The organism is Sphingomonas sp., from assembly GCF_041661885.1.
Classification (GTDB): Bacteria; Pseudomonadota; Alphaproteobacteria; order Sphingomonadales; family Sphingomonadaceae; genus Sphingomonas.
Window position 1 is genome coordinate 169,214 of sequence record NZ_JBAZTL010000002.1, and the last position, 25,864, is coordinate 195,077.

Here is a 25,864-nt window from a genome sequence, read left to right on the forward strand (position 1 = left end):
GGAGGATACCCTTTACGTCAAAGGGAGAGACCAACATGGCCGAACAAAAGGCAATCTTCATCACGGGTGGCGGCTCGGGCATCGGTCAGGCGACCGCGCGTCTGTTCGCCGCGCGCGGCTGGCGCGTCGGCCTCGCCGATGTCAACGCGACAGGCTTGCGCGAAACAGCGGCGATGCTGCCGTCCGGCATGGTCGAGACCTATCAGATGGACGTGCGCGACCGCGCCGCCTGGGTCGCCAACCTCGATGCGTTTACCGCGACCACTGGCGGGCGGCTCGACGTGCTGTTCAACAATGCCGGGATCGGCACTGGCGGGCCGATCGTCGACATGTCCTTCGACGATCTCGACCGCGTCGTGGCGATCAATCTGGTCGGCGTGCTCAACGGCGCGAAGATCGGCTACGCCTATCTCGCACGCACGCCCGGATCCTGCTTGCTCAACACCGCCTCGGCTTCGGCCATCTATGGCACGTCCGGATTGCCCGTTTATTCGGCGACCAAATTCGGGGTGCGCGCGTTGACCGAGGCGCTCGACGGCGAATGGTATGGCGCGGGCGTCAAGGTGCGCGATTTGGTGCCGAGCTTCATCGACACGCCTTTGCTGGCAGCGCCAGCGGGCAGCACCAATTATTCGATCAAACAGGTCGTCACCAATGCCGGACTCGAACTCACCGGGGTCGATGCCGTGGCGCAAGCCGCGTGGGATGCGGTACATGGCGACAAGGTCCACAGCTATGTCGGCAAGACCGCCGAGCGCATGGCCTTTGCCGCACGCTGGCTGCCCGGTCGCCTGCGCAAGATGATGCGCCGCGGAATGACAGCGTCAGCCGACTAAAAGATCGATCGCCTCGGCCAGCGCCACGTCCTTGTGCGACAGCCCGCCCGCATCGTGCGTGGTCAGCAGCACGTCGACACGGTTCCACACGTTCGACCATTCGGGGTGATGATCGGCCTTTTCCGCCAGCAAGGCGACGCGCGTCATGAAGGCGAACGCCTCGCTGAAATCGGCGAAGGTGAAGGTGCGGGTAATCGCGTCGCGTGCCTCGTCGAAATCCCATTCGTCGAGCGCATCGAGCGCCTCGGCCCGATCTTCGTCGTTCAGCGGTTCTACCGTCACGGATCGCTCTCCTGCTGGCGCACCGCGCGCCGACACCGTAAGGCATAGCCGATGGTGCAGGCCGATCAACCTTCGGGCCCGTCTTTTGGCCCCGTCCCCGCCCCCGCTGCCGACGGGCTCGGCGAGGGCACCGCGCTCGCCTTTCGCGACGTCACTTGCGTGCGCGGCGGGCGCGTGCTGTTCGAACGCCTGTCTTTCGCGGTGCCGCCGCGCGGCGCGGCGTTGGTTACTGGCCCGAACGGAATCGGCAAATCGAGCCTGATCCGCGTCGCCGCCGGGCTGTTGCGGCCCGTAAGCGGCGAAGTTGGCGGGGCGGCGGTGCGCACACTGATGGGCGAAGCCGCCGCGCTCGATTCGGTGCGCCCCTTGCGCGATGCACTCGCTTTCTGGGCTGCGCTGGATGCCGAACCCACCGACCCGCAGGCCCGCGTTGCACGCGCCCTCCATGCGGTCGGCCTGTCGCATATCGCCGAAGTGCCGGTGCGCCTGCTCTCGACCGGCCAGCGCCGCCGCGCCGCGCTCGCCCGCGTCGTTGCGAGCGGCGCAGGCCTGTGGCTGCTCGACGAACCCGCCAACGGCCTCGACGTGGCAAGCGTGGCGATGCTCGAACGCCTGATCGCGGCGCATCGCGCAGGCGGCGGCGCGGTGCTGATCGCGACGCATTTGCCGATCGCCTTGCCCGATGCGCAAACGGTGATGCTCGGATGACCGGGCTCGGCGCGCTCATCACCCGCGACGTGCGCATCGCCTGGGCGAGCGGCGGCATCGTCAATGCGCTCGCCTTCTTCCTGCTCGTCACCATCCTGTTCCCCTTCGCAGTCGGGCCAGATACGGCGTTGCTGGCGCGGATTGGCGGCGGCGTGATCTGGGCAGCGGCGCTGCTCGCCGCGTTGATGCCGGTCGAGCGACTGGTCGGCCCCGATGCCGAGGGCGGGGTGCTCGATCAGTTGAGCGTGCGCGGCTTTTCAATGCCGACGGTCGCCGCTGCGAAAATCGCCGCGCACTGGCTCGGTTTCGGCCCGCCGTTGATGCTCGCCACGGTGGTTGCGGCAGGCTTGCTCGGCCTGTCCGCACAAACGCTCGGCGCGGTCGAGCTCGGGCTGCTGATCGGCACGCCGGGGCTGGCGGCGCTGGCGGTGGCGACCGCCGCGCTGGTGACGGGGCTGCGCGGCGCGGGCTCGGTCGCGGGGCTGGTGATGCTGCCGCTTGCCGTACCGCTGCTCATCTTCGGCGCGGGCTCGATCGATGGCGGGGTCGGCGCGCTCAAACTGCTGGGCGCGGTCAGCCTGATGCTGCTGGCGGGCGCACCCTTTGTCGCGGGCGCCGCGATGCGCAGTGCGCTGGAATAAGGCGCGCAACCACCGTCTTGCGATCACCCCGCACAAAAAATTCTGAAAAAGCTGTCCGGTACGGCGGGTCGGGAAACTTTTGCGACAAAGCAACGTTACCAAACCCCAACGATGTTAAGCCCCCGCCCTCCCGCATCGCACATCCTGGCCTACGCCCAGACGCTTGACGGGGGCGGGGTCGAAAAGGCGCTGCTGCGGCTGGCCCGGAGTTGGAGCGAACTGGGGCGACGCGTGACGCTGATACTCGGCGACGTTACCGGACCACTTTCGCGCGATCTCCCCACGGGCATCGAAACGCGCATCCTCGGTCGGCATTCGATGCTCGGCATGGGGGCGATTGCCACGCTGACCGAGGAAATCGCGCCCGACATCCTGTTTTGCCCGGGCAACCATTATTCGGCGCTGGCCGCATGGACCAAGATGCGGCTTGGGCGGCGCTGCCCGCCGATTGTGGCGAAGATCTCCAACGCGCTGGTCCGGCGCGATCATGGCGCCGCCTTCGCCGCCGCGTACCGCACCTGGCTGCGCTGGCATCCGCACTTTGTCGACGAATTGGTCGCGATGAGCCCGGCAATGGCCGATGAGGCGCGGATCGAAATGGGCGCACGACCGGAAATGCTGCACGTCATCCCCAATCCGCCGCTCCGCCCGGTGGCGGGAGCGACCATCCCGGCGCTGCCAGATGGACGCTTTCTGCTCGGGGTCGGGCGGCTCGCCCCGCAAAAACGCTGGGACCGGCTGATCGACGCCTTTGGCCAAATGGCACACCGTGATTTGACGCTGATGATTATCGGTGAAGGTGGCGAACGGGCGACGCTCGAAGCACAGGTCGCGCAGCTTGGCTTGCACGACCGTGTGTTGCTGCCCGGACATGTTGCCGATCCAACGCCGATCCTGGCGCGCGCGGCGGCGCTGGCGTTGGTGTCCGATTTCGAAGGGGTGCCGGGCGTCCTGCGTGAAGCGCTCGCTGTCGGCACGCCGGTGGTGACCACCGATTCGAGCGTCGCCGTGCGCGAAATCGTAACCCACCCGTCGCTCGGCAGCGTGGTTCCGCCGGGGAACAAGGCGGCATTGGTGGCCGCGCTCGACGATTGGCTGGCTCCCGAGCGCGCACGCCCGACGCCTGTCCCCCAGCCCGGTGAAAATGCCGCCGCCGCCTATCTTAATTTGTTCGACCGCGTCGTGCTGGATCGACGGATCAAGCTTGCGGCTTGACGCGATCGGGATGCGCTGCGGTAATTTCGGCCACGGTTGAAGCTGCGGCATCGGCGGCCAGCAGCCGGGGAAAGGCATCGAGCGGCACCGAAAAGCGCCGCGCATTGTAAAGCTGCGGCACCAGGCAGACGTCGGCAAGGTTGGGCGTATCTCCGCCCAGAAAGGGCCCCGGCAAATGCGCGGTCATCGCCTCGAGCGCGGTAAGGCCTTCGACCATCCAATATGCATACCACGCCTCGCGCGCGGCCTGATCCGCCCCGAACTGGCTGGTCAGCCGGTTGAGCACGCGCAGATTGTCGATCGGGTGCAAGTCGGCGGCGATGACCAGCGCCTGCGCCAGCACTGCCGCTCGCTCAGCCGGGTCGGCTGGCACCATTGGCGGTGCCTTATGGATCGCGTCGAGATAGTCGATGATCGCGAGGCTTTGCGTCAACACCGCCGTGCCGATGTCGAGCGCGGGCACCAGCCCTTGCGGATTGCGCGCCAGAAAAGCCGCCGACCGATGCTCGCCCTGCGTCAGGTCAACCGCGACGCGCTCATACGCGATGTGCTTGAGTTCAAGCACGATCCGCACGCGGTAAGCCGCCGACGATCGCCAATACTCATAGAGGACCGGGGTCACGGCGCCGCCACCACGTCATCCTGCCCTTCGGCTTCGGAACTGCGTTCGAGCGCGACCTTGATCATCGCGGTCAGCGGATCGGCCAGCGTCAGCCCGAGCACGCCAAACAGCGTCCCCGCCAGAATCTGCATCGACAGCGTCAGCGCGGGCGGCAGGTCCACCGTGCGCCGCGCGACCATCGGAATCACGACATAGCCGTCGAGCGTCTGGATGAAAACGTAGATGGCGATCGCCCAGAAACCGGTGTGCATCCCCGCGCTGAACCCGACCGCGACCATCAGCACGCCGCTGGTGATCGCGCCGATATTGGGCACGAACGCCAGGATGCCGGTGATGATGCCCAACACCAGCGCCATCGGCACGCCCGCGAGTGCCAGCGCAATGCCCGTCATCACGCCTTCCAGTGCCATGCCGAACAGCCGCCCCGCAAGCAGCCGCCGCATCGTCGTCGCCATCTGCTCGATCGTGCCGGCAAAGCGCGGGCGCTGGTCGCGCGGGATCAGCCATTGCAGCCCGCTTTCGTACAAACGCGGCTCCATCGCGATGAACAGGCCGATCACCAGCACCATTACCAGGCTGGCAAAGGCCCCGAAGGCGATGCCGAGATAGGAGGTCAACTTGCCGAACGACCCCAGCGCCTGCTGCGCCAGCCCGTTGAGATCGGCCTTGCCCGGCATGATGCCGATCTGCGAGGCCCAGTCCATCAGCCGCGTCGCCTGCGTCATCAACGTGCTGCGCAATTGCTGGACCTGCTCGGTAATGCCCGCACCCGTCAGATACAGCACGCCGACGATGAACGCGACCGTGAGCACGACCACGATCAGCAATCGCCACGGTCGCCCGATCGGCAATATGCGCCGGAGCAGCCGCACACCACCATCGAGCATCGATGCGAACACCAGCCCGCCAAAAATGATGAGCAGCGGCTGTATCAGCAGCACTGCCAACCCAATCGCACCCGCCAGACCAAGCCAGATCGTCGCGCGCTTCAACTCCTGCCGCACGAACGGATCGCGCAGTTCATTGGGGGCGGGTTCGCTGACGATCTCGGGGCGGGCGCCCTCGCTCATTTATCGCGCTCGGCGTGGAGCGAGGTGCCTGCACGTCCGCCGCGGAAGGACTGACCCCAGCTCAGCGGGTTCCACGTGCCAAGCCCGGTCTTGGAAAAGGTGATGAATTCGGCACGACCGCCCAGATATTCCCACGGCACCGGCCCACCCAGCCCTTGTTCGGCCAGGCTGAAACGGCTGTCGGCACTGCGATCGCGATTGTCGCCCATCAGGAAGACATGCCCCGGCGGGATGAGCGTTTCGGGATAATTGTCACCCTGCGACGGCCCCAGATCGACCGTTTCATAATGCCGCCCGCTCGGCAGCGTTTCGGTATAGAGCGGCAAACGGCAATAGCTCTTGCCGTCCGCCCCGGTGTGGATTGCACCGGGATATTGCAGCGGATCACAGGTTATGCCGGGTTCCGACACCAGCGGCGCGCCACCATAATTGGGGATATCGACATAATGCAGCGGCCCGCGCTTCAACGGCACGCCGTTCAGGATGACGATGCCGTCGCGCACCGCGATTCGGTCGCCCGGCAAGGCGATCAGCCGCTTGATATAATCGGTCTCGGTGCCCGGCGGGGTGACGATCACCACGTCACCGCGTTCGGGCAAGCGCCCGAGCAAGCGACCATGAAGGAACGGCAAAACGTGGAAGGTCGGCGAGACGAACGACCAGCCATAAGGGAATTTGCTCACCACCAGTTGATCGCCGACCAGCAAGCCCGGCAGCATCGATTCCGACGGGATATAGAAGGGCTTGGCGATAAAGGTGTGGAAGCCGAGCACCGCCAGAATCAGCCACAGAATGCCGCGCAGCTCGGACGCCCAATCGGTCTTGCCCGGCTTGGCAGGCGAAGTGGTGGCCCGCTCCTTTTCACCGGGTTCCCCGGCTTCGGTCGTGCTCAGCGCCAAGTCGTCCTTCATGTCTCGTCCTTCGGGCGCTCAGCCACTGCGCGCGCTTCAATGACAACCAGCGCCTGTGCCCAGGGATGATCGTCGGTCATCGTCAAATGTACCACCGCGACGTGGCCGTCAGGCGTCAACGCGTCAAGCCTCGCCTTGGCACCACCGGTCAGCAGCAACGTCGGCGCGCCCGAGGGGGCGTTGACCACGCCAATGTCCTTCATGAACACGCCGCGCTTGAATCCGGTGCCGACCGCCTTGGAAAAGGCTTCCTTCGCGGCGAACCGCTTGGCCAGCGTGCCTGCCTTGGTGAAGGGACGCCTGCCCGCCTTGGCGCGCTCGACATCGGTGAACACGCGCTGCTCGAAACGGTCGCCGAAGCGGTCGATCGACGCCTGAATCCGCTCGATATTGCACAGGTCTGAACCGAGCCCGATAATCATGCCTCGGTGCTCTGAAGAAGAAGGTTTGTTCGCGCGGGGACGCGGAGACGCGGAGAGGAAGAGAAAGAAGGAAGAAAAGCCAATGTGTTGCGGTGCGCGCGGCGTTGGAAAGGGCGCGCTGCACCCGATACGAGCCGCGCGCAGCGCAATTTGCTTTCTTCTTCTCCGCGTCTCCGCGCCTCCGCGCGAACCAACCTTCTTCTCTCCTTCACCGCGCCGCGTCCATCGCCGCGCGCATCTGCCGCACGCTTGTCGCCAACCCGACGAACAGTGCCTCGCCAATCAGGAAATGCCCGATATTGAGCTCGCGCACCTGCGGAATTGCCGCGATTGGCGCGACATTGGCATAGGTCAGACCGTGCCCGGCATGGACCTCGATGCCGTTACGCGCCGCAAGTGCCGCCGCATCGGACAGGCGGCGTAATTCGGCGGCCTGCTCCTCGCCCTCGAGTTCGGCGTAGCGGCCGGTGTGCAACTCCACCACCGGTGCGCCCAGGCGAATCGCCGCGTCGATCTGCCGCGCATCGGGTTCGATGAACAGCGAAACGCGGATGTTCGCGCCTCTCAATTCCGCCACCAGCGAAGCGAGGTGATTGTGTTGCCCCGCCGCGTCGAGCCCGCCTTCGGTGGTCCGCTCCTCGCGCTTCTCGGGCACGATGCACGCGGCGTGCGGGCGATGCCGCAGCGCGATCGCCAACATCTCCTCGGTCGCCGCCATTTCCAAATTGAGCGGGATCGTCAATTGCTCCGACAGGCGCGCGATATCATCATCGGTGATATGCCGCCGATCCTCGCGCAGATGCGCGGTGATGCCGTCCGCCCCTGCCTCCGCCGCCAGCAACGCCGCGCGCACCGGATCGGGATAGCCCGACCCGCGCGCATTGCGGACGGTCGCGACATGATCGATGTTGACGCCAAGGCGGAGGGAAGCGCTCACGCCGCGCGGCTCCCCGGCTTGATCGCGGGGATCGCGGCGAGTTCGGGTGGGAGGGCGTCGGCGGGATAGGTCGGCACGTCGAGCCGGATCAGCGGGAAGAACGGCACGCCCAGATCGGCGGTGCCATTCGAGCGATCGACCAGAGCCGCCGCCGCGACCGTCTCGCCGCCTGCGCGCGCAATCGCGGCAATCGCCTCGCGCGAAGACAGGCCGGTGGTGACGACATCCTCCATCATCAACACCTTGGTGCCAGGGGCCAGGCGGAAACCGCGCCGCAGCTCGAACACGCCCTCGGGTCGTTCGAGGAACATCGCGGGCACGCCCAGCGCGCGCGCCATTTCATGCCCCGCGATCACCCCGCCCATCGCGGGCGACACCACCGCGGCGATGCTCTCGCGAATCCCCACGGGAAGACGGGCGGCCAGCGCGGTCGCCAGGCGACTGCCACGTGCCGGGTCCATCAACACGCGCGCGCACTGCAAATAGCGCGGCGAGCGCAAACCAGACGAAAGGATGAAATGCCCCTCCAACAACGCCTCGGCGGCGCGGAATTCGGCCAGAACATCATCGTCCGTCATCGTGGAGGTCATCCTGTCGTCCTGCGGAAAGGGATGCCTGATTAGGGTCGCCAGGGCCCCGGCGCAACGATTGCGCCAAAAAAGGTGCCGCGTGTCTTGAGACACCGGCATTGCCTGCGTATAGACGAGGGACAGAGGGCATATACCTGCCCCGTCCGGCTCCGCATGATCGGGGCGATCGATAGGGGTAGAATCAGGGGATGCAAATGATCGGGATCAAATCGATCGTACTGGCCGCGGGGCTAGCGATGCTGAGCGTCGGAGCGGCGCAGGCAGCACCGACCGCCGCGAAACCGGTCGCAACAGCGGTCGCGCCGGCCAGTGCCTCGACCGATCCGATGCTTGCGGTCGATGGTGCACCGGCAATGGCGATCGACCCCAAAGTGGGCCAACCGGTCGACGGTCTCATCACCATCCAGCCGCAAGTCACCCCCAATGGGCAGCAGGCACGCTGGTTTCACGACGCGCTGCTGTTGCCGGTAATCACAGCGATTTGTGTCCTGGTACTCGTCCTGCTCGGCTGGGTCGCGCTGCGCTACCGCCGTGCGGCCAATCCGGTTGCTTCCAAGACATCGCACAACACCATTTTGGAGGTGCTGTGGACCGGGGTTCCGGTGCTGATCCTGCTTGGCCTCGCCTTGCCCTCGATCGGGCTGTTGCAGGCGCAGTATAAGCCCGCGCCCAAAAATGCGGTGACGCTGAAGGCGATCGGCAACCAATGGTATTGGTCCTATCAATATCCCGATCATGGCGGGTTCGAGATCACCTCGAACATGCTCAAGGAAGCGAATGAAGTCGGCAAGGGCGAACGCGCCCGTACCGCGATTGACGGCCCGCGCCTGCTTGCGACCGACAATCGCGTGGTGCTGCCGGTCGGCGTGCCGATTCGCCTTATCACTACTGCCAATGACGTGATCCATAGCTGGGCGATCCCGGCCTTCTGGATCAAGCTTGACGCGGTGCCAGGTCGCCTGAACGAGACCAGCTTCACCATCAACAAGCCCGGCGTCTATTTCGGTGTCTGTTCGGAGCTGTGCGGCGCGCGTCACGGCTATATGCCGATCACGGTCGAGGCGGTTAGCCCGGCGGTGTTCGCGCAGTGGATCAAGGCCAAGGGCGGCACCATGCCCGGTACGGCCCCTGCGCCCGCCGCAGCCCCAGCAACCGCCACCGCTTCGATTGCCACCCCCGGCGCAGCGGCTCCCGCCGCCGCCGTCGCCACCGCTGGACAATAAGCCATGACCGACACCGCCCTCACCCCGAGCGCCTTCGAGGCGCATCATGATGACGCCCATGCGCATGACACGCATGAAATGTCGTTCTTCGCGCGCTGGTTCATGTCGACCAACCACAAGGACATCGGCACGCTGTACCTGATCTTCGCGATCGTCGCGGGGATCATCGGTGGCGGCATTTCGGGCCTGATGCGCGCCGAACTGGCCCAGCCCGGCATTCAATATCTCGGCTATTGGGCGACCTTCCTGCCCGGCGGCGAACAGGGCCTCGACCATTCGCTCCACCTGTGGAACGTGCTCATCACCGCGCACGGCATCATCATGGTGTTCTTCATGGTCATGCCCGCGATGATCGGCGGCTTCGGCAACTGGTTCGTGCCGATCATGATCGGCGCGCCCGACATGGCCTTCCCGCGCATGAACAACATATCGTTCTGGCTGCTCATCCCCGCCTTCACGCTGCTGCTCGCTTCACCTTTCTTCGGCGGTGCCGGTAACGGCTGGACGCTCTACGCGCCGCTCTCGACCTATGGCGAGCCTGGCCCATCGACCGACATGGCGATCCTCGCGCTCCACCTCGCGGGCGCCTCGTCGATTCTCGGCGCGATCAACTTCATCACCACCATCTTCAACATGCGCGCGCCGGGCATGACGCTGCACAAGATGCCGCTGTTCGTGTGGTCGGTGCTGGTCACCGCCTTCCTGCTGCTGCTGTCGCTGCCGGTGCTGGCGGCTGCCATCACCATGCTGCTGACCGATCGCAATTTCGGCACCACCTTCTTCGATCCTGCCGGTGGTGGCGACCCGATCCTGTACCAGCATCTGTTCTGGTTCTTCGGCCACCCAGAAGTGTACATCATGATCCTGCCGGGCTTCGGCATCGTCAGCCAGGTGATCTCGACCTTCTCGAAAAAGCCCGTCTTCGGCTATCTCGGCATGGCCTATGCTATGGTCGCGATCGGCGTAGTCGGCTTCGTCGTGTGGGCGCACCACATGTTCACGACGGGCCTCAGTGTGAACACCAAGATGTACTTCACCGCCGCGACGATGGTGATCGCGGTGCCGACCGGCATCAAGATCTTCTCCTGGATCGCGACGATGTGGGGCGGCTCCTTGACCTTCAAGACGCCAATGCTGTGGGCGATCGGCTTCATCTTCATGTTCACCGTCGGCGGCGTCACTGGCGTCGTGCTCGCCAATGGCGGCATCGATGATTATATGCAGGACAGCTATTATGTGGTGGCGCACTTCCACTATGTGCTGTCGCTGGGCGCGGTGTTCTCGCTCTTCTCGGGCTTCTATTACTGGTTCCCGAAAATGACCGGTCGGATGTACAACGAATTTCTCGGCCAGGTGCATTACTGGATCTTCTTCATCGGCGTGAACCTGCTGTTTTTCCCGATGCACTTCCTGGGTCTGCAGAACATGCAGCGCCGCATCCCCGATTACACCGATGGCCTCGCGCATTGGAACTGGGTCGCCAGCATCGGCTATGCGGTGATGGCGGTCGGTATGGGCGTGTTCTTCGTCAACCTGATCTGGTCGCTGTTCGCAGGCAAGAAGGCGGGCGACAACCCCTGGGGCGAAGGCGCGACGACGCTCGAATGGACGCTGTCGAGCCCGCCGCCGTACCACCAGTTCGAAACGCTGCCCAAGATCGATTGATTTCATCCCCCCTCCCGCGTGCGGGAGGGGGCGTTTCTTATTCCCCTCCCGCGTGCGGGAGGGGCTAGGGGAGGGCAGTGAACGCCCACCCCGACACAGCCCTCCCCCAACCCCTCCCGCTTGCGGGAGGGGAGGATTGATTTCATGACGACTGCCACCATGCCGACCACCACCCTCCCCGCCGACTGGCGCGATTTCTTCGCGCTGACCAAGCCGCGGGTGATGCGCTCGGTCGTGCTGACGGGGCTGTGCGGGATGTTGGCCGCGCCGGTGCATTTGCCCTTCGCGCTCGGCTTCACCGCGATCCTGTGCATCGCGCTCGCGGCGGGGGCGGCGGGCGCGCTCAACCAATGGTATGAATCGGATATCGATGCGCTGATGAAGCGCACCGCCAAGCGCCCGCTCCCCGCCGGCAAGATGGACCGTGAGACCGCGCTCCATTTCGGCGTCGGACTCGGCGTCTTCTCGGTGCTGCTGATGGGTCTTGCTATCGGCGTGCTCGCCGCCGCGCTGCTGGCGGTGTCGATCCTGTTTTACGTGCTGATCTATACCGTCGGCCTCAAGCGGCTGACCCCGCAGAACATCGTCATCGGCGGGGCGGCCGGGGCCTTCCCGCCGCTGATCGGCTGGGTTGCGGCAACGGGCAGTATTTCGACACTGCCGCTGCTGATGTTCGCGATTATCTTCCTGTGGACCCCGCCGCATAGCTGGGCGCTCGCACTGCTGATCCGCGACGATTACGCCAAGGGCGGCGTGCCGATGCTCCCGGTGGTCGCCAGCGCAGCGACGACGCGCTGGCAAATGCTGTTCTACGCGGTGCTGATGTCCGCCGCCGCCGTGTCGCCCTGGGCGCTGGGGCTGGCCGGGATCACCTATGGTGTGGTCGCCGCAATCGGTTCGGCGGTGTTCCTCGGCCTTACGCTGTGGGTCGTTGCGGCGCGTGCGGGTACGCCCGCCGAAATGAAGGCCGAACGCTTCCTGTTCGTCTATTCGATCGGCTATATTCTCGCGATCTTCCTCTCACTTGCAGTCGATCGGCTCACCGCATGACCCCGGACCCGCACAGCGACCTTGTCCGCAAGCGCCAGCGCAGCCGCGCGACCGCGCTCGCGTTGCTGCTCGGGGCCTTCGTTATTTTGGTGTTCGCGATCAGCATCGCCAAGATCCAGGCGGGGATGCCGCACTGATGGCGATCGACCGCAAACTGCGCACGGCATTGTTCGCGGTTGCGGGCATCTGCTTCATGAGCGGGCTCGGCTGGGCAAGCGTTCCGCTCTATCGCCTGTTCTGCCAGGCGACCGGCCTCAACGGCACGACGCAGCGCGGGCTCACCGCACCGGGCGCGGTCAACCGCCAGATCCGCATCGATTTCGACACCAATGTCGCACCGCACATGCCGTGGAAGTTCGCGCCCGAACATCCGTCCGAAACCGTTGATATCGGCGGGCGCGATCTCGCATTCTTCACCGCGACCAACACATCGAACCATCCGATCACGGGCACCGCGACCTACAACGTCACCCCGGCGCAAGCGGGCAAATATTTCACCAAGATCCAGTGCTTCTGCTTTACCCAGCAAACGCTGAAACCGGGCGAAACCGCGCGGATGCCGGTGATCTTCTTCGTCGACCCGAAGATCCTTGCTGATCCCGACGCAAACGACGTGCAGACGATCACTTTGAGCTACACCTTTTACCCGGTGGATTCCACCAAAGCCAAGAGCTAGAACTAAACGACAAGATAGAGGACGAGGGACAGATGGCCGGCGCCAAGAACCACGATTACCACATCCTTCCCCCCAGCATCCGGCCCTTGGCCGGGGCGATGGCGGCGCTCGCGATGGCGTCGGGCGGCATCATGTGGATGCACTCGGCAGCCGGTGGCGGCACGGTGTTCTTCGCCGGTCTCGCAGGCGTGCTCGCGGTGATGTACGGCTGGTGGCGCCAGGTCATCATCGAGGCGAATGCGGGCGACCATACCCCCGTCGTCCAGTTGCATTTGCGTTACGGCATGATTCTGTTCATCGCCTCCGAGGTGATGTTCTTCGTTGGCTGGTTCTGGGCGTTCTTCGATTTCTCGCTCTTCCCGGCGCACATCGTCTATGATTCGGTGACGAGAACGGCTTCGGTCGTTGCAGATACGGCGGCGCAATGGCCGCCAAAGGGCCTCGAAGTCATCGATGCCTTCCGCTTCCCGCTGCTCAACACGATCATCCTGCTGACCAGCGGCACCACGATCACCTGGGCGCACCACGCGCTGATCCACGGCGACCGTGACGGCCTGAAAAAGGGGCTGTGGGTAACGATCCTGCTGGGCCTGCTGTTCAGCTCGATCCAGGCTTATGAATATGCCGACGCGCCCTTCCCCTTCAAGGGCCTGAACTATGGCGCGTCCTTCTTCATGGCGACCGGGTTCCACGGCTTCCACGTGATGATCGGCACGATCTTCCTGATCGTCTGCCAGATCCGCGTTTATCGCGGCGATTTCACCCCGCAGCAGCATTTCGGCTTCGAAGCGGCGGCATGGTATTGGCATTTCGTCGATGTGGTGTGGTTGTTCCTGTTCGTCTCCATCTATGTCTGGGGTGGCTGGGGCGCGCCCATCCACGCCGGCTGATCGCCGTCCGATGACCGAGGTGCGGGCCGAGGCCGTAACGCCGACGCCCGAGCCGGCCCCGTTGCCCGCCGCGTTCAAGGGCCTGTGCCCGCGCTGCGGCGCACCGGGCTTGTTCAAGGGCTGGCTCGCCTTTGCCGATCGCTGCGGCGCTTGCGGGCTCGATTACACCCGCTTCAATGTGGGGGACGGGCCCGCCGCGTTGCTGGTGCTGCTGCTTGGGGCGATCGTGGTCGGCGCGGCGATCGCCATCCAGTTGACGCTTGCGCCGCCAATCTGGCTGCAACTCCTCCTGTGGGTGCCGGTGACGATCGCCGCCGTCATCGGGGCTTTGCGTGTCGCCAAGGCGGCGTTGCTCGGTTCTGAATATCGCACCGCCGCGCGCGAGGGGCGCATAGCCCCGGTCGACCCCACACCATGAAACGCATACCCGTCCTGCCAACGGTGCTCGTCGGCATCGCCATTGCCGCGATGATGGCGCTTGGCGTCTGGCAATTGCAGCGCCGCGCCGAAAAGGAAGCGCAGCTCGTTCGATATGCGCGCAACATCACGCTACCGCCCGTCGCCTTCCCGCGCATTCCGATTGACGAGGATGGCAGCCTGCTGTTCCGCCGCGCCAGCGCTTTTTGCCTGCAACCGGTCAGCTTCCGCATCGAAGGCGGGCGCAACGCACGCGGTGGCACCGGCTGGCGGCAAATCGCCGAATGTCGCACCGGCGCGGAAGGCCCCGGCTTCACCGTGCAGATCGGCTTTGGCCGTGACCCGCACGCCAAGCCCATTTGGAAGGGCGGCCCGGTGCGCGGCTATATCTCGCACGTCCCCGGCCACGCCCCGCTGATCGCCTCCGCTCTTGGCACTACGCCCAAAATGCTGATGCTCGTCGCCGATCCTCCCGCCGCCGGGCTAGACCCCAATCCCGCGCCAGATCTGTCGGCAGTGCCCAACAATCACCTCGCTTATGCGGTGCAGTGGTTCATCTTCGCCGCGCTCGCCGCGATCATCTATACGCTGGCGCTCCGGCGGCGGACGGTTGCCCCGGCGGCTCCACCTCGCTAACCGCAGGCGTCATGCGCTACATAAGCACGCGCGGCTCCGCGCCCACCCTCGATTTCCGCGACGTCACCCTCGCGGGCCTGGCCAAGGACGGCGGCCTTTATTTGCCCGAAAGCTGGCCCAGCTTTTCGACCGAGCAGATCGCCGCCTTGCGCGGCCTGTCCTATGTCGACACCGCCGTCGCGGTGATGCTGCCCTTCGTCGCGGGCACGCTCAGCGAAGCCGATCTGCGCGAACTCTGCACCCAGGCCTATGGCCGCTTCGCGCACGCCGCCGTTGTGCCGTTGGTTCAGCTCGATCCGCAAAATTGGCTGCTGGAACTGTTCCACGGGCCCACGCTCGCCTTCAAGGACGTCGCGCTGCAATTGCTCGGGCTGCTGTTCGAGCGCTTCCTCACCGGCAGCAGCCAGCAAGTCACCGTGATCGGCGCGACCTCGGGCGACACCGGCTCGGCTGCGATCGATGCGCTGGCGGGCCGTGCCGGGGTCGATGTGTTCATGCTCCACCCCAAGGGCCGCGTGTCCGAAGTGCAGCGCCGCCAGATGACCACCGTCATCGCCCCCAACATCCACAATATCGCGCTGGAGGATGCCAGCTTCGACGATGCGCAGGCGCTGGTGAAGGCGATGTTCAACGACGACGCGTTTTCGGGCAAATTCGCGCTGTCGGCGGTCAATTCGATCAACTGGGCGCGGCTGATGGCGCAGGTGGTCTATTATTTCTACGCCGCCGTCCGTTTGGGCGCGCCCGAGCGCCCCGTCGCTTTTTCGGTGCCGACGGGCAATTTCGGCGATGTGTTCGCCGGTTATGTCGCAGCCAAAATGGGCCTGCCCGTCGCCAAATTGATCGTCGCGACCAACGTCAACGATATCCTCCACCGCGCGCTCAGCGCAGGCGATTATTCGCAAGGCACCGTCGTGCCGACGCCGAGCCCGTCGATGGACATTCAGGTGTCGAGCAATTTCGAGCGCCTGCTGTTCGATCTCGGCGGGCGCGACGGTGCCGCTTTGGCTGAACAGATGCGCGGGTTCGAATCGACCAAGGCGATGCGGCTGACCAATGCGCAGCGCGAAGGTGCCGCCGCTCTGTTCGGCAGCGACCGCGTCGATCTCGACGACATGGCGCTCGCGATGCGCTGGGCGTATGAAGCGAGCGCGCAAGTCATCGATCCGCACACCGCGATCGGCCTCGCCGCCGCGCGCCGCGCCGGGCTGCCCGCCGATGTGCCGGTGGTGACACTGGCCACCGCCCACCCCGCCAAATTCGGCGATGCGGTGGAACGCGCCACCGGCCAGCGCCCGGCGCTTCCCGCGCGCATCGGCGATCTGATGGACCGCGAGGAACGCTATGCCTCGCTGCCAGGCACGTTCGACGCGGTCACCGCCTATATCGCTGAACGCGCGAGCGCGCGGTGAGCGACCTCATCACCCTCATCACCGAACCCTGGCCCGATTACGGCCTCATCGACTCAGGCCACGGTCGCAAGCTCGAACGCTATGGCCGTTTCCGCTTCATCCGCCCCGAACCGCAGGCGATGTGGGCCCCCGCGTCGGACAGTTGGGAAGCCGATGGCGATTTCATCGGCGCGTCGGACGAGGAAGGCGGCGGGCGCTGGCATTTGTCGCGCGACGTGCCGCGCGGCGGCTGGCATGTCCGCTGGGAGGAAGTGCTGTTCCTCGCGCAGAACACCCCCTTTCGCCACCTCGCTTTCTTCCCCGACATGGCGCCGCAATGGCAGTGGATGCGCGGGCGCGTCGCCGAGGGCGATCAGGTGCTCAACCTGTTCGGCTATACCGGGGTCGGCACGCTCGCGCTCGCTGCCAAGGGGGCGGCGATGACGCATGTCGATGCCTCCAAAAAGTCGGTCGAGGCGGGCAAGGCCAACGCCTTCCTGTCCGACATGGCCGACCGCCCGATTCGCTGGATGGTCGACGACGCCGCCAAATTCGCCGCGCGCGAAGTCCGGCGGGGAAAGCGCTATGACGGGATCTTCCTCGATCCGCCCAAATTCGGGCGCGGGCCCGATGGCGAAGTGTGGCGGCTCGAGGAAGGCCTGCCCGGCCTGATCGCCGATTGCCGCCGCTTGCTCGATCAGGACAGCAAGTTCCTGGTGCTGACGGTCTATGCCGTGCGCATGTCGGCGCTGGCGATCGGCGAGGTGGTGCGTCAAGCACTCGCTGATCTCGGCGGCACGGTGGAAGTCGGTGAAATGGCGGTGCGCGAGGAAGCGCGCGGGCTGTTGCTGCCGACCGCGATCTTCGCGCGCTGGTCACGCTAACCGCCGGAAAGCGCGGCCACGCGTCATTACAATGGATGGAACCGCGGCTTGGGCACTGTTCTTGGCGTTTGCCGCGCCACACTTATGCCGCTAATGCGCGGCAATAGGGCCGCCGGAACCGGTCAAGAAGCGGATAAACGCGCCACGTGGACAACATTACGACTGGGCCAACGATCGGCGTTTCGACGCAGAGCGTGACCGCGCACATAAACTTGCCGCCAATGCCCGGCTTATCCGGGGCACCCGATCTTGCCGGTCTGGAGCCGATGGCACCGCTGACGCGGCGCTGGCCTTCCTATCTGGGTGCCGCCGTCACCGTGGTGATGATCGTGTGGCTGGGCTTGAAATTGCGCGCATTGGGCGTGGACAGCCTGGTTTCGGCGCTGCCGACCAACCCGCTTTTCTACATCTTCTTCGGCCTGCTTTATATCTCCCCCGTCACGGGGGACTTCATCATCTTCCGCAAATTATGGGGGATTCCGGCGGCGGGCTTCGTCGCGCTGACCAAGAAGCGCATCGCCAACGATGTGCTCAATTATTCGGGCGAGGCCTATTTCTACGCCTGGGCGCGACAACGCTCATCAATGGTGGCGGCTCCCTTCGGCGCGGTGAAGGACGTCAGCATCCTGTCGGCCATCGCCGGCAATATGGTCACGCTGGCGATGATTGCGGTGGCAATGCCGCTCGGCATCGGCCTGTTGACCGAGCAGCAATTGCACAATGCCATCTGGTCGGTGGTCGCGGTGTTCGCGATGTCGTTACCTTTCCTGATTTTTTCCAAGCGCGTCTTCTCATTGCCGCGCGCCACTTTGTGGTGGATTTTCGGCATCCACTGCCTGCGGCTGATCGCGGGATCGGTGCTGATCGCCTTTGCCTGGCATTACGGCTTGCCGAGCGTGTCGCTGGGCATGTGGCTGTTGCTGTCGGCCGCGCGGCTGATTGTCGGGCGGTTGCCACTTGTGCCGAACAAGGACCTTCTTTTCGCCACCTTCGCCACCCTATTGATCGGGCAGGATGCGGCCCTGTCGGTGTTGATCGCGGTTACGGCGGCGCTGCCGTTGCTGGTCCATGTCGTGCTGATCGCGATCTTCGGGCTGGTCGATCTGGTGAGAAAGAATTGAAGATGGCGCGTAAGGCATTGATGGCGGCAGCGGTGTTGGGCGCGGCCTTGCTCCCGACGACGGCAAGCGCGGCGACCGTGCTGGGCAGCGACGCGGCAGCCTGCGAATCGGGTGGCCCCGCGATTCGCGTGACCGTCGATGGGCTGAAGGATCGCACGGGCGAATTGAAGCTTGAACTCTTCCCCGCCAACGATGCCGATTTCCTGAAGGACGATCGCGACCTCATCAAGGAAGGCAAGTTCTTCCGCCGCGTACGTCTGCCCACCCCGCCGACCGGCCCGATCGTCCTGTGTATTCGCGTGCCGACCCCCGGGCCCTATGCCTTGCTGTTCACGCATAATCGCGACGGCAAGAACAAGTTCAACCTGTGGCAGGATGGCGCTGGCTTCCCCAGCAACGTGCGGCTCGGTCGGTCACGCCCCAAATTGGCAATGGCGCGGATCGTGGTGCCCGAAGGGGTGGTCTCCACCGAAATTCGCGCGCAATATCTGCGCGGGCTCGGCGGGTTCGGGCCGATCAAGGACGAGTAACGTTATGCGTATCGTCGACGTCAACGAATTCTACTCGCCAACCGGCGGGGGTGTGCGCACCTATATCGACCGCAAGATGGGCATCATGTCCGATCTCGGGCACGAGCTGATCGTGCTCGCGCCGGGCCGCGAGAATGCGGTCGAGGAGCGCCCGGGCGGCGGCAAGGTCATCTGGATTCAGACCGGACATTTGCCGCTCGACCAGAATTACGGGTTGTTCTGGGAATCGGCGCCGATTCTGAAAATGCTCGACCAATTGCAGCCCGATGTCGTCGAAACCTCCTCGCCCTGGCGCTTGCCCTGGGTGGTCGGCAAGTGGCAACCGAACTATGAGGGCGGTGCGGTGAAGAGCTTCTTCATGCACAATGACAATATGGCCGCTTATGCGCTGCGCTGGTTCGAAGGCCTCGCCCCGCAGGAGCGGATCGAGCGCGCCTTTTCCTGGTACAGCCGCTACATGAGCGGCTTCCTCCAGCATTTCGATGCGGTCGTCACCAATGGCCCCGCGCTCGAAAAGCGGCTGAAGGCGCGCGGCGTGCGGATCGACGCGGCGATGCCGCTGGGGATCGAGCGCGGCCATTTTTCGCCCGACCTGCGCGACGATCGGCTGCGCGCCGCATTGCTTGCGCAGTGTGCGTTGCCACCGAGCGGGCATTTGCTGCTGGGGCTTGGCCGCCATCATCCCGAAAAGCGCTGGCGGCTGGTGATCGACGCGGTCGAACGCGCGGGCTCCGATTTACCGGTCGGGTTGATCCTGCTCGGCACCGGCGTCGAAAGCCGCCAGATTGAGGCGCGGATCGCGGGTAGCCCCCACATCCGCATGTTCCGCCCGGTTTATGACCGTGAGCGGCTGGCGCGCATCGTCGCCAGTTGCGACGCGCTGATCCACGGATCGGAAGCCGAGCCGTTCGGGCTGGTCGCATCGGAGGCAATGGCGGGTGGACTGCCGCTGATCGTGCCCGATACCGGTGGTTGCGCCGAAGTGGCCGATCCACGCACTTCGGAATTCTACACCGCGCGCGACGCGCAAAGCGCGGCGGCGGCGATCCACCGCCTGTTCGCGCGCGACCAACGCGTGCTGCGCCGCGCGGCGGTGGTGGCAGCGACCAAGGTCCGTAGCGACCGCGATCACGCAATCGAGCTGATGGACTATTATCAGCGGCTGGTCGACACCAAGCGCGCGGGGAAAGCGCTCAAGGTCGCCTGACGTACAGGCGGAAGCGCGCACTCCGGATCGCGATCGGTCGATACCCGTGACTGGTCGCCCAGGCTTCGAGCACGGCATCGATGGCGTTATTCCCGCCGGTCCACGGAGCTTCACCCCCGATCAGGATCGCGGCGGGCGGGTTGCGCTCCAGATCGCTGGTCCTGTCTGCCGATACAACGTGAAATTTCGCTTCCGCCGCAGGATCGATGACGCGGTGCGTACGAAAATAAAACGGGCCCGCCGCAAAGCGCGGGTCGGGCAAGCGCCCGGTACGACCCAAAAATTGCGGAGATAAGGTCGCAACGCTGCCCCGCACCTGCGCGGCATCGAGACCGGCGCGAATCGCCGTTCCCTCGCGCAGTGCCACCGGCATCGATGCGCCCTTCAGCGTCAGCACCGCCGTCGCGACCGTCGGCGCAAGCCCGGCAAAGACCGTTACCGCCGTGACGATCCGCATCGCGCGCGCAGGCGGTGCCCGGTCCCATTCCAGCGCCAGCAGCACGAACAGTGGCGGCAGCACGGGCAGCAGATATTGCCGCCAGGTCGGGAAAGGCAGCAACGCCGCCGCCAGCCCCGCGATCAACATCCCTTCGATCGCCGCCGGGCGCGCCAAGCGACGACGTACCGCCACCAACGCGACCAAAGCCGGCCCGAGCGCGAAAAACTTGAGCGCGTCGATTGCCTTGGCAGCAAGCGACATCTTCCACGGGCGGCTCGCATAATATTCCGCAGGTGCCAGCGCCGGGAAGCGCAGCGTGCCGAACACGAAAGCATCGGGTGCAATCGCCCAGGTCCAGGCGACAAAGGCCAGCATCGGTGCCGCCCCGGCGAGTAGCGCCAGCGGTCGGTGGCGGCGATCCACCAGCGCGTAAACGCCATAAGCCGCGGCGGGCAACGCATAAGAAACCTTCGCCGCTGCAGTACCAGCCAGCAACAGCCCGACCAGCATCGCCGCGCCCGCACTCCCCCGCCCTCGCTGCGCGCGGACGATCAACACCAGCGCGGCAGCGAGCAATGCCGCAGGCAAAGCATCGTTGCGCGCGGTGCCGATGCTGAACAACAAAATGTCGCACACCGACAACAAACCCGCCGCCGTCAAGGCGGCGCGGGAGGAAGCCCCCGCTTCCCGCGCCGCGCGCCATACGCAGAGCACGATCCCCGTTCCGAGCAGCGCATTGATCAGCCGCAGAACCGGCCAAACCCACGGCCCCGCGATCCACACCAGCGGCGCGAACAGGAACGGCTGGAGCGGTGTTTGCAAATAGGCAAAATCGCGAAAGGGCAGGAAGCCGTGCGCGGTGAGGACCGCCGCCGCGACATATTGGCTCTCGTCATGATCGATCGAACGGATCACCGCGCACAAGCTGAAAAAGGCCAGAACCACGGCGCAATAGCGCCATTGGAACACAATTGGATCGGTCTTACACTCAACCATCACGGGGCCTTAGCCAGCACGGCGCGCACTGTCACGCAGACGCCATATCGATGGCGCAGGAGATCAACGACCAGTTGGAGATTGTCATGACCGTCCGTATCGACCGCCGTTCCTTCCTGCTGACGGGCACGTTCGGGCTTGGTGCCTTTGCGGTGCCGGGCTTCGCACAGAGCCCCACGGTCGCGAGCGGCCGTGGCTTCACCCACGCCGTCGCGAGCGGCGAGCCTGCCAGCGATTCGATGCTGCTGTGGACGCGCTATGTCCCCGCCACCGGCGACACTGCCGAACTGCGCGTCGAACTGTCCGAAACCCCCGATTTCGCGCATGTCGTCGCTGGCGGATCGCAGATCACGGGCACGTGGCGTGATTTCACGGCGAAGATCACCGTCGATGGCCTCGCGCCTGCCCGCACCTATCACTACCGCTTCATTGCGCCCGATGGCAGCTTCTCGCCGGTCGGGACCACCAAGACCTTGCCGGTCGGCCCGGTCGATCGCTTCCGCGTGGCGACGTTCTCCTGCTCGAACATGCCGTTCGGATTCTTCAACGCCTATGCCCATGCAGCCGCGCGCAATGATCTCGACCTGGCCATCCACCTTGGCGATTATCTGTACGAATATCGCACCGGCGATTATCCCGCTTTGAAGGATCAGGTCGCCGGGCGCACCCCGCTGCCTGCGACCGAATTGCTCCACCTCGCCGATTATCGCATCCGCTATGCCAGCTATCGCAGCGACCCTGATTTGATGGCGCTGCACGCCAAATTGCCGATGATCGTGCAATGGGACGATCACGAATCGGCGAACGATAGCTGGGAGGGCAGCGCCCAAAATCACCAGCCCGAGGAAGGCGACTGGAATGCCCGCCGCGCCGCCTCAATCCAGGCCTATCGCGAATGGATGCCGGTGTCAGACGAGCCGTGGAAGGCCTATGAAATCGGCACGCTGGCCACGTTGTTCCGCACCGAAACCCGCCTGCTCGCGCGCACCCAGCAGCCCGATGTCGCCCCGCTGTTCAAGGCCGCCGACCCGCTCGCCGCACTGAAAACGTTCCGCGACGGTGCGTGGCAGGACCCGGCGATGACGATGATGGGATCGCAGCAGGAAAGCTGGCTCAGCCATGCGATCGCGCAATCGGTCCGCCAGGGCCAGCGCTGGCAAGTCGTCGGCTTCGGCACGATCATGGGCGAAACGGTGATGCCGCAAGACGCGCTGAGCTGGATCACCCCCGATGCGCCCGCGCGCGCCAAGAATTACATTCTGGCAGGCGTTGCCGCGGCCAAGCTCGGCCTGCCGTTCAATTACGACAATTGGGGCGGCTACCCCGCCGCCCGCGCGCGCTTCCTGAAGGGCGCGCAGGCGCTGGGTGCCAATCTGATCGTGCTGTCGGGCGACAGCCACAATGCCTGGGCCTATGATCTGGCGCAGGACGGCAAGCCCGCCGGGGTTGAATTCGCCGGCCATTCGGTGACGTCGCCGGGTTATGAATCGGCCAGCAAGACCGACCCAAAGGTGATCGCCGACACGCTGGTGCGCGCCAATAAGGAACTCAAATGGTGCGACACGTCGCGCCGCGGCTATATGGCGATGACGCTGACACCAAGCAGCGCCAGCAACGACTGGATCATGGTCGACACGATCAAGGCGCACACCCCTGCCGCCAGCATCGGCCACAGCGCCACGATTCAGCGCGGTCGCAACAGCATGGCATGACGGTTGCCGAGTCCTCGCTGGTGCGGCACACCAGTGCGCCACACCAGCAGGGCATTCGGGAGCGGCGACTTTGCGCGTAACGATCAAGGACGTATCACGCGTTTCCGGGGTATCGATCAAGACCGTCTCGCGTGTCCTGAACAAGGAGCGCTATGTCGGTGCGGAAACGCGCGCCAAGGTCGAGGCGGCGGTTGCCGAGTTGAACTTCCGCCCGAATGTGGCGGCACGCTCGCTGGCGGGAAAGCGCAGTTTCCAGATCGCGCTGATCTGCGACAATCCCAGCCCTTATTATGTCTATGAAATGCAATCGGGCATTCGCGATCGCTGCGCGGCGGACGGGGTGCGGATGATCGCCCAGCCCTATGATCGCAACTCGACGACCTTGCTCGACGATATCGAAAATCTGGTCGATGCCACGCATGTCGATGGCCTGATCCTGACCCCGCCGGTATCGGACCATCCACAGGTGCTCGATTTGCTCGAACGGCGCGGGGTCCGCTTCGTGCGGGTATCGCCGGGCAGCGCGCCCGACCTCGCCCCTTCGACCTTCATCGACAATATGGCGGCGGCGGCGGCGATGACCGCACATTTGCTGTCGCTCCGCCATCGCCGGATCGGTTTCATCGCCGGGCATCCAAGCTATGCGACCAGCGGCCAGCGGATGCAGGGTTATGCCAGCGCGCTCGGGCAAGAGGGCATTGCGGTCGATCCGGTGCTGGTGCGCGAAGGCAGCTACGATTTTGCGTCGGGCGCAGCGGCAGCCGAGGCGCTGCTCACGCTCGCCGAACCGCCGAGTGCGATCTTCGCATCGAGCGACGACATGGCGGCGGGTGCGCTGACCGCCGCGCACCGGCGCGGGCTGTCGATCCCGCGGGATCTGTCGGTGGCGGGCTTTGACGACACCGCGCTGGCGGGGTTTGTCTGGCCACCGCTCACCACCATCCGCCAGCCGACCCGACAGATGGCCTATCAAGCGGCGGACTTGCTGCTCGCCCCCGTCCATGCCCCGATCCAACGCCGCGAAATCCCGTTCGAACTGATCGTGCGCGAATCGACCGGGCCGTTTGCGGGATAATGGCCGGGTTGACGCCGCTGCCCCGCCCGGACTTGTTCCCGGCGGCACCTGTCTGCATACGGCTCCACGGCCCTCGTGCGCCAGGTGCGACATGCCCGGCGTAACGTAGGAAAGGAGAGTGGACGATTCTGCCCCAACGAGTATCGCCCCAACCATGACCGCCCCGACCGTAACCACCCTGACCGTAACCGATCGCCCCGCGCTCTATTCCTTCCTGCTCGGCGGCATCGCCACGGTCGGCTTTGCACCGTTGGCGCTATGGCCGGTGACGCTTGGCTGTGTGGCGGCATGGCTGTGGATCGTCCATGCTGCCCCCGGCATCCGCGCGGCATTGTGGCGCGGGTGGCTGTTCGGCTTTGCGCATTTCCTGATCGGCAATAACTGGATCGCCAAGGCCTTCACCTATCAGGACGCCGTACCGCACGCGCTCGGCTGGGTCGCACCCGGGCTGATGGCGCTGTATCTCGGCATCTTCCCGATGGCGGCGGCGGGCGTGGCGTGGCGCTTTCGCGGGGCGCGACCGGATACCGCTTATGTACTGAGCTTCGCCGCCGCGTGGATCACGACCGAATATCTGCGGGGGACGGTGTTTACCGGCTATCCGTGGAACCCGCTGTCGGAGATTTGGCTGCCACTTCCCGGCCTATCCCACAGCGCCGCATGGATCGGCACATACGCGCTGTCGGGGCTAACCGTGGCCATCGCGGGCATGGGCGTGGGCGCACTACATCGAGAATGGCGCGGAGCCGCAATGGCGATTGGCGGCTTGATCGTGATAGGATTGATCGCCCCGCCGGTGTCGGTCGCACCGGGCCCGCTCGCGCCGCGCGTGCGCGTCGTCCAGCCCGACCTCGACCAGGAACAACGCCCGCGTGACGATTATGCCGAGGCGAACCTGGCCCAGCTCGCGCGGCTAAGCGGAAAGCCCGGCCCCGCCCCGCGCTTGATCGTATGGCCCGAGGGCGCTTTGCGCTTCCTGCCCGAGGATGGCTATCCCCGCCAATATTATTGGGAAGCGACGCCTTACGAAACGCGCCATCGCATCGCGGCGCTGTTGGGCCCGAAGGACGTGGTGCTGACCGGTGGCAATGCGCTCAATTTCGATGCCGAAGACCACGTCATCAGCGCGACCAATTCGATCTTCGCGTTCGACGCGCACGCGCGCATTCTGGCCCGGTATGACAAGGCGCATCTGGTGCCGTTCGGCGAATATCTCCCGGCGCGCCCGCTACTGTCGGCGATCGGGTTGTCGCGACTCGTGCCCGGTGATTTCGACTTCGCGCCCGGCAAGGGCCCCAATGGCCTCGACTTGCCTGCCTTCGGGCGCGTCGGCTTTCAGCTTTGCTACGAAATCATTTTTTCGGGCGACGTCGTCCAGCGCGGGCACCGCCCCGCTTTCCTGTTCCAGCCCTCCAACGATAGCTGGTACGGCTATTGGGGCCAGGCCGAGCATCTGGCGCAAGCGCGGATGCGCGCGATCGAGGAGGGCCTGCCCGTCATCCGCGCGACGCCGACGGGCATTTCCGCAATCATCGATGCGCAGGGCCGCGTGCTCGCATCGATCCCGGCGGAGAAGGCAGGCGCGATCGAACTGCCAATCCCGCCTGCGGCTCCACCCACCGTGTTTTCGCGGCTTGGCAACCTGATGGCATTGTTGGTCGGCCTCTGCTTTCTCGCTTCGGCAATTGCATTGCGCCGGTTCGCGCGATAGGGCGTCA

General features: G+C 65.2%; 28 protein-coding genes. 20 read left to right on the top strand and 8 right to left on the bottom strand.

Features of this window, described 5'->3' with window-relative positions; all coding sequences use genetic code 11:
* The first annotated feature begins 35 nt into the window (after positions 1-35).
* The gene (locus WC704_RS04945; protein WP_372888874.1) at positions 36-836 is read left to right on the top strand and encodes an SDR family oxidoreductase; all 801 of its coding nucleotides are present in this window, start codon (positions 36-38) and stop codon (positions 834-836) included.
* Here the strand turns inward: WC704_RS04945 and WC704_RS04950 are convergent.
* On the bottom strand, positions 825-1,118 hold the full coding sequence (locus WC704_RS04950) for a 4a-hydroxytetrahydrobiopterin dehydratase (RefSeq protein ID WP_372888875.1): 294 nt from the start codon (positions 1,116-1,118) through the stop codon (positions 825-827). The two genes, WC704_RS04945 and WC704_RS04950, sit on opposite strands and share 12 nt — an antisense overlap.
* Before the next feature lie 51 nt (positions 1,119-1,169).
* On the opposite strand from WC704_RS04950, the gene ccmA reads away from it, so the two are divergent.
* The 3 genes from ccmA (at position 1,170) to WC704_RS04965 (ending at position 3,682) form a co-directional block, all read left to right on the top strand.
* Positions 1,170-1,826: a heme ABC exporter ATP-binding protein CcmA gene (ccmA, locus tag WC704_RS04955; RefSeq protein WP_372888876.1), complete on the top strand. Its 657-nt coding sequence runs from the start codon at positions 1,170-1,172 to the stop codon at positions 1,824-1,826.
* Positions 1,823-2,467 carry a heme exporter protein CcmB gene (locus WC704_RS04960; protein WP_372888877.1) on the top strand — a complete coding sequence of 215 codons (645 nt, stop codon included), beginning with the start codon at positions 1,823-1,825 and terminating at the stop codon, positions 2,465-2,467. Before ccmA ends, WC704_RS04960 begins: the two co-directional genes overlap by 4 nt.
* A 111-nt stretch (positions 2,468-2,578) precedes the next feature.
* Complete coding sequence (locus WC704_RS04965) at positions 2,579-3,682, top strand: glycosyltransferase (protein ID WP_372888878.1); 1,104 nt, start codon at positions 2,579-2,581, stop codon at positions 3,680-3,682.
* Here WC704_RS04965 and maiA read toward each other — a convergent pair.
* From maiA to pyrE, 6 genes are all read right to left on the bottom strand, one after another.
* Positions 3,666-4,304, bottom strand: a complete 639-nt coding sequence (gene maiA, locus WC704_RS04970) for a maleylacetoacetate isomerase (RefSeq protein ID WP_372888879.1) — start codon at positions 4,302-4,304, stop codon at positions 3,666-3,668. The genes WC704_RS04965 and maiA overlap by 17 nt on opposite strands.
* Entirely contained in the window at positions 4,301-5,374 is a 1,074-nt protein-coding gene (locus WC704_RS04975; RefSeq protein ID WP_372888880.1) for an AI-2E family transporter, read from the bottom strand. The genes maiA and WC704_RS04975 overlap by 4 nt, the downstream gene beginning before the upstream one ends.
* The gene (lepB, locus tag WC704_RS04980) at positions 5,371-6,285 is read right to left on the bottom strand and encodes a signal peptidase I (RefSeq protein ID WP_372888881.1); all 915 of its coding nucleotides are present in this window, start codon (positions 6,283-6,285) and stop codon (positions 5,371-5,373) included. The genes WC704_RS04975 and lepB overlap by 4 nt, the downstream gene beginning before the upstream one ends.
* On the bottom strand, positions 6,282-6,707 hold the full coding sequence (gene acpS, locus WC704_RS04985) for a holo-ACP synthase (RefSeq protein WP_372888882.1): 426 nt from the start codon (positions 6,705-6,707) through the stop codon (positions 6,282-6,284). The genes lepB and acpS overlap by 4 nt, the downstream gene beginning before the upstream one ends.
* Before the next feature lie 208 nt (positions 6,708-6,915).
* Positions 6,916-7,644, bottom strand: a complete 729-nt coding sequence (locus WC704_RS04990) for a pyridoxine 5'-phosphate synthase (RefSeq protein ID WP_372888883.1) — start codon at positions 7,642-7,644, stop codon at positions 6,916-6,918.
* Positions 7,641-8,222, bottom strand: coding sequence for an orotate phosphoribosyltransferase (gene pyrE / locus WC704_RS04995; protein WP_372889105.1), 582 nt, complete (start codon positions 8,220-8,222; stop codon positions 7,641-7,643). The genes WC704_RS04990 and pyrE overlap by 4 nt, the downstream gene beginning before the upstream one ends.
* A 206-nt stretch (positions 8,223-8,428) precedes the next feature.
* Here pyrE and coxB point away from each other — a divergent pair, with 206 nt between their 5' ends.
* The 13 genes from coxB (at position 8,429) to WC704_RS05060 (ending at position 19,924) form a co-directional block, all read left to right on the top strand.
* Positions 8,429-9,457 (top strand): cytochrome c oxidase subunit II, encoded by a 1,029-nt coding sequence (gene coxB, locus WC704_RS05000; protein WP_372888884.1) that lies wholly within the window; start codon positions 8,429-8,431, stop codon positions 9,455-9,457.
* Between the two features lie 3 nt (positions 9,458-9,460).
* Positions 9,461-11,122, top strand: a complete 1,662-nt coding sequence (gene ctaD / locus WC704_RS05005) for a cytochrome c oxidase subunit I (protein ID WP_372888885.1) — start codon at positions 9,461-9,463, stop codon at positions 11,120-11,122.
* Between the two features lie 144 nt (positions 11,123-11,266).
* Positions 11,267-12,172, top strand: coding sequence for a heme o synthase (locus tag WC704_RS05010; RefSeq protein WP_372888886.1), 906 nt, complete (start codon positions 11,267-11,269; stop codon positions 12,170-12,172).
* Positions 12,169-12,309 (top strand): hypothetical protein, encoded by a 141-nt coding sequence (locus WC704_RS05015; RefSeq protein WP_372888887.1) that lies wholly within the window; start codon positions 12,169-12,171, stop codon positions 12,307-12,309. Before WC704_RS05010 ends, WC704_RS05015 begins: the two co-directional genes overlap by 4 nt.
* Positions 12,309-12,848, top strand: coding sequence for a cytochrome c oxidase assembly protein (locus WC704_RS05020; RefSeq protein ID WP_372888888.1), 540 nt, complete (start codon positions 12,309-12,311; stop codon positions 12,846-12,848). The genes WC704_RS05015 and WC704_RS05020 overlap by 1 nt, the downstream gene beginning before the upstream one ends.
* A gap of 32 nt (positions 12,849-12,880) precedes the next feature.
* Positions 12,881-13,738 (top strand): cytochrome c oxidase subunit 3, encoded by an 858-nt coding sequence (locus WC704_RS05025; RefSeq protein WP_372888889.1) that lies wholly within the window; start codon positions 12,881-12,883, stop codon positions 13,736-13,738.
* A 10-nt stretch (positions 13,739-13,748) separates the two neighbouring features.
* Positions 13,749-14,156 carry a DUF983 domain-containing protein gene (locus tag WC704_RS05030; protein ID WP_372888890.1) on the top strand — a complete coding sequence of 136 codons (408 nt, stop codon included), beginning with the start codon at positions 13,749-13,751 and terminating at the stop codon, positions 14,154-14,156.
* Positions 14,153-14,791, top strand: coding sequence for an SURF1 family protein (locus WC704_RS05035; protein ID WP_372888891.1), 639 nt, complete (start codon positions 14,153-14,155; stop codon positions 14,789-14,791). The genes WC704_RS05030 and WC704_RS05035 overlap by 4 nt, the downstream gene beginning before the upstream one ends.
* An 11-nt stretch (positions 14,792-14,802) precedes the next feature.
* Complete coding sequence (thrC, locus tag WC704_RS05040; RefSeq protein WP_372888892.1) at positions 14,803-16,203, top strand: threonine synthase; 1,401 nt, start codon at positions 14,803-14,805, stop codon at positions 16,201-16,203.
* Positions 16,200-17,066 (top strand): class I SAM-dependent methyltransferase, encoded by an 867-nt coding sequence (locus WC704_RS05045; protein WP_372888893.1) that lies wholly within the window; start codon positions 16,200-16,202, stop codon positions 17,064-17,066. The genes thrC and WC704_RS05045 overlap by 4 nt, the downstream gene beginning before the upstream one ends.
* A 146-nt stretch (positions 17,067-17,212) precedes the next feature.
* Entirely contained in the window at positions 17,213-18,187 is a 975-nt protein-coding gene (locus tag WC704_RS05050) for a hypothetical protein (RefSeq protein WP_372888894.1), read from the top strand.
* A 2-nt stretch (positions 18,188-18,189) separates the two neighbouring features.
* The gene (locus tag WC704_RS05055) at positions 18,190-18,717 is read left to right on the top strand and encodes a DUF2141 domain-containing protein (RefSeq protein ID WP_372888895.1); all 528 of its coding nucleotides are present in this window, start codon (positions 18,190-18,192) and stop codon (positions 18,715-18,717) included.
* 4 nt (positions 18,718-18,721) lie between these two features.
* Positions 18,722-19,924 (top strand): glycosyltransferase, encoded by a 1,203-nt coding sequence (locus WC704_RS05060; RefSeq protein WP_372888896.1) that lies wholly within the window; start codon positions 18,722-18,724, stop codon positions 19,922-19,924.
* On the opposite strand, the gene WC704_RS05065 is transcribed toward WC704_RS05060, so the two are convergent.
* Positions 19,911-21,359 carry an ArnT family glycosyltransferase gene (locus WC704_RS05065; RefSeq protein ID WP_372888897.1) on the bottom strand — a complete coding sequence of 483 codons (1,449 nt, stop codon included), beginning with the start codon at positions 21,357-21,359 and terminating at the stop codon, positions 19,911-19,913. The genes WC704_RS05060 and WC704_RS05065 overlap by 14 nt on opposite strands.
* A gap of 86 nt (positions 21,360-21,445) precedes the next feature.
* On the opposite strand from WC704_RS05065, the gene WC704_RS05070 reads away from it, so the two are divergent.
* From WC704_RS05070 to lnt, 3 genes are all read left to right on the top strand, one after another.
* Positions 21,446-23,071 carry an alkaline phosphatase gene (locus WC704_RS05070; RefSeq protein ID WP_372888898.1) on the top strand — a complete coding sequence of 542 codons (1,626 nt, stop codon included), beginning with the start codon at positions 21,446-21,448 and terminating at the stop codon, positions 23,069-23,071.
* A gap of 70 nt (positions 23,072-23,141) precedes the next feature.
* On the top strand, positions 23,142-24,146 hold the full coding sequence (locus tag WC704_RS05075) for a LacI family DNA-binding transcriptional regulator (protein WP_372888899.1): 1,005 nt from the start codon (positions 23,142-23,144) through the stop codon (positions 24,144-24,146).
* 154 nt (positions 24,147-24,300) lie between these two features.
* Positions 24,301-25,857 (top strand): apolipoprotein N-acyltransferase, encoded by a 1,557-nt coding sequence (lnt, locus tag WC704_RS05080; protein ID WP_372889106.1) that lies wholly within the window; start codon positions 24,301-24,303, stop codon positions 25,855-25,857.
* The last annotated feature ends 7 nt before the right edge of the window (positions 25,858-25,864 follow it).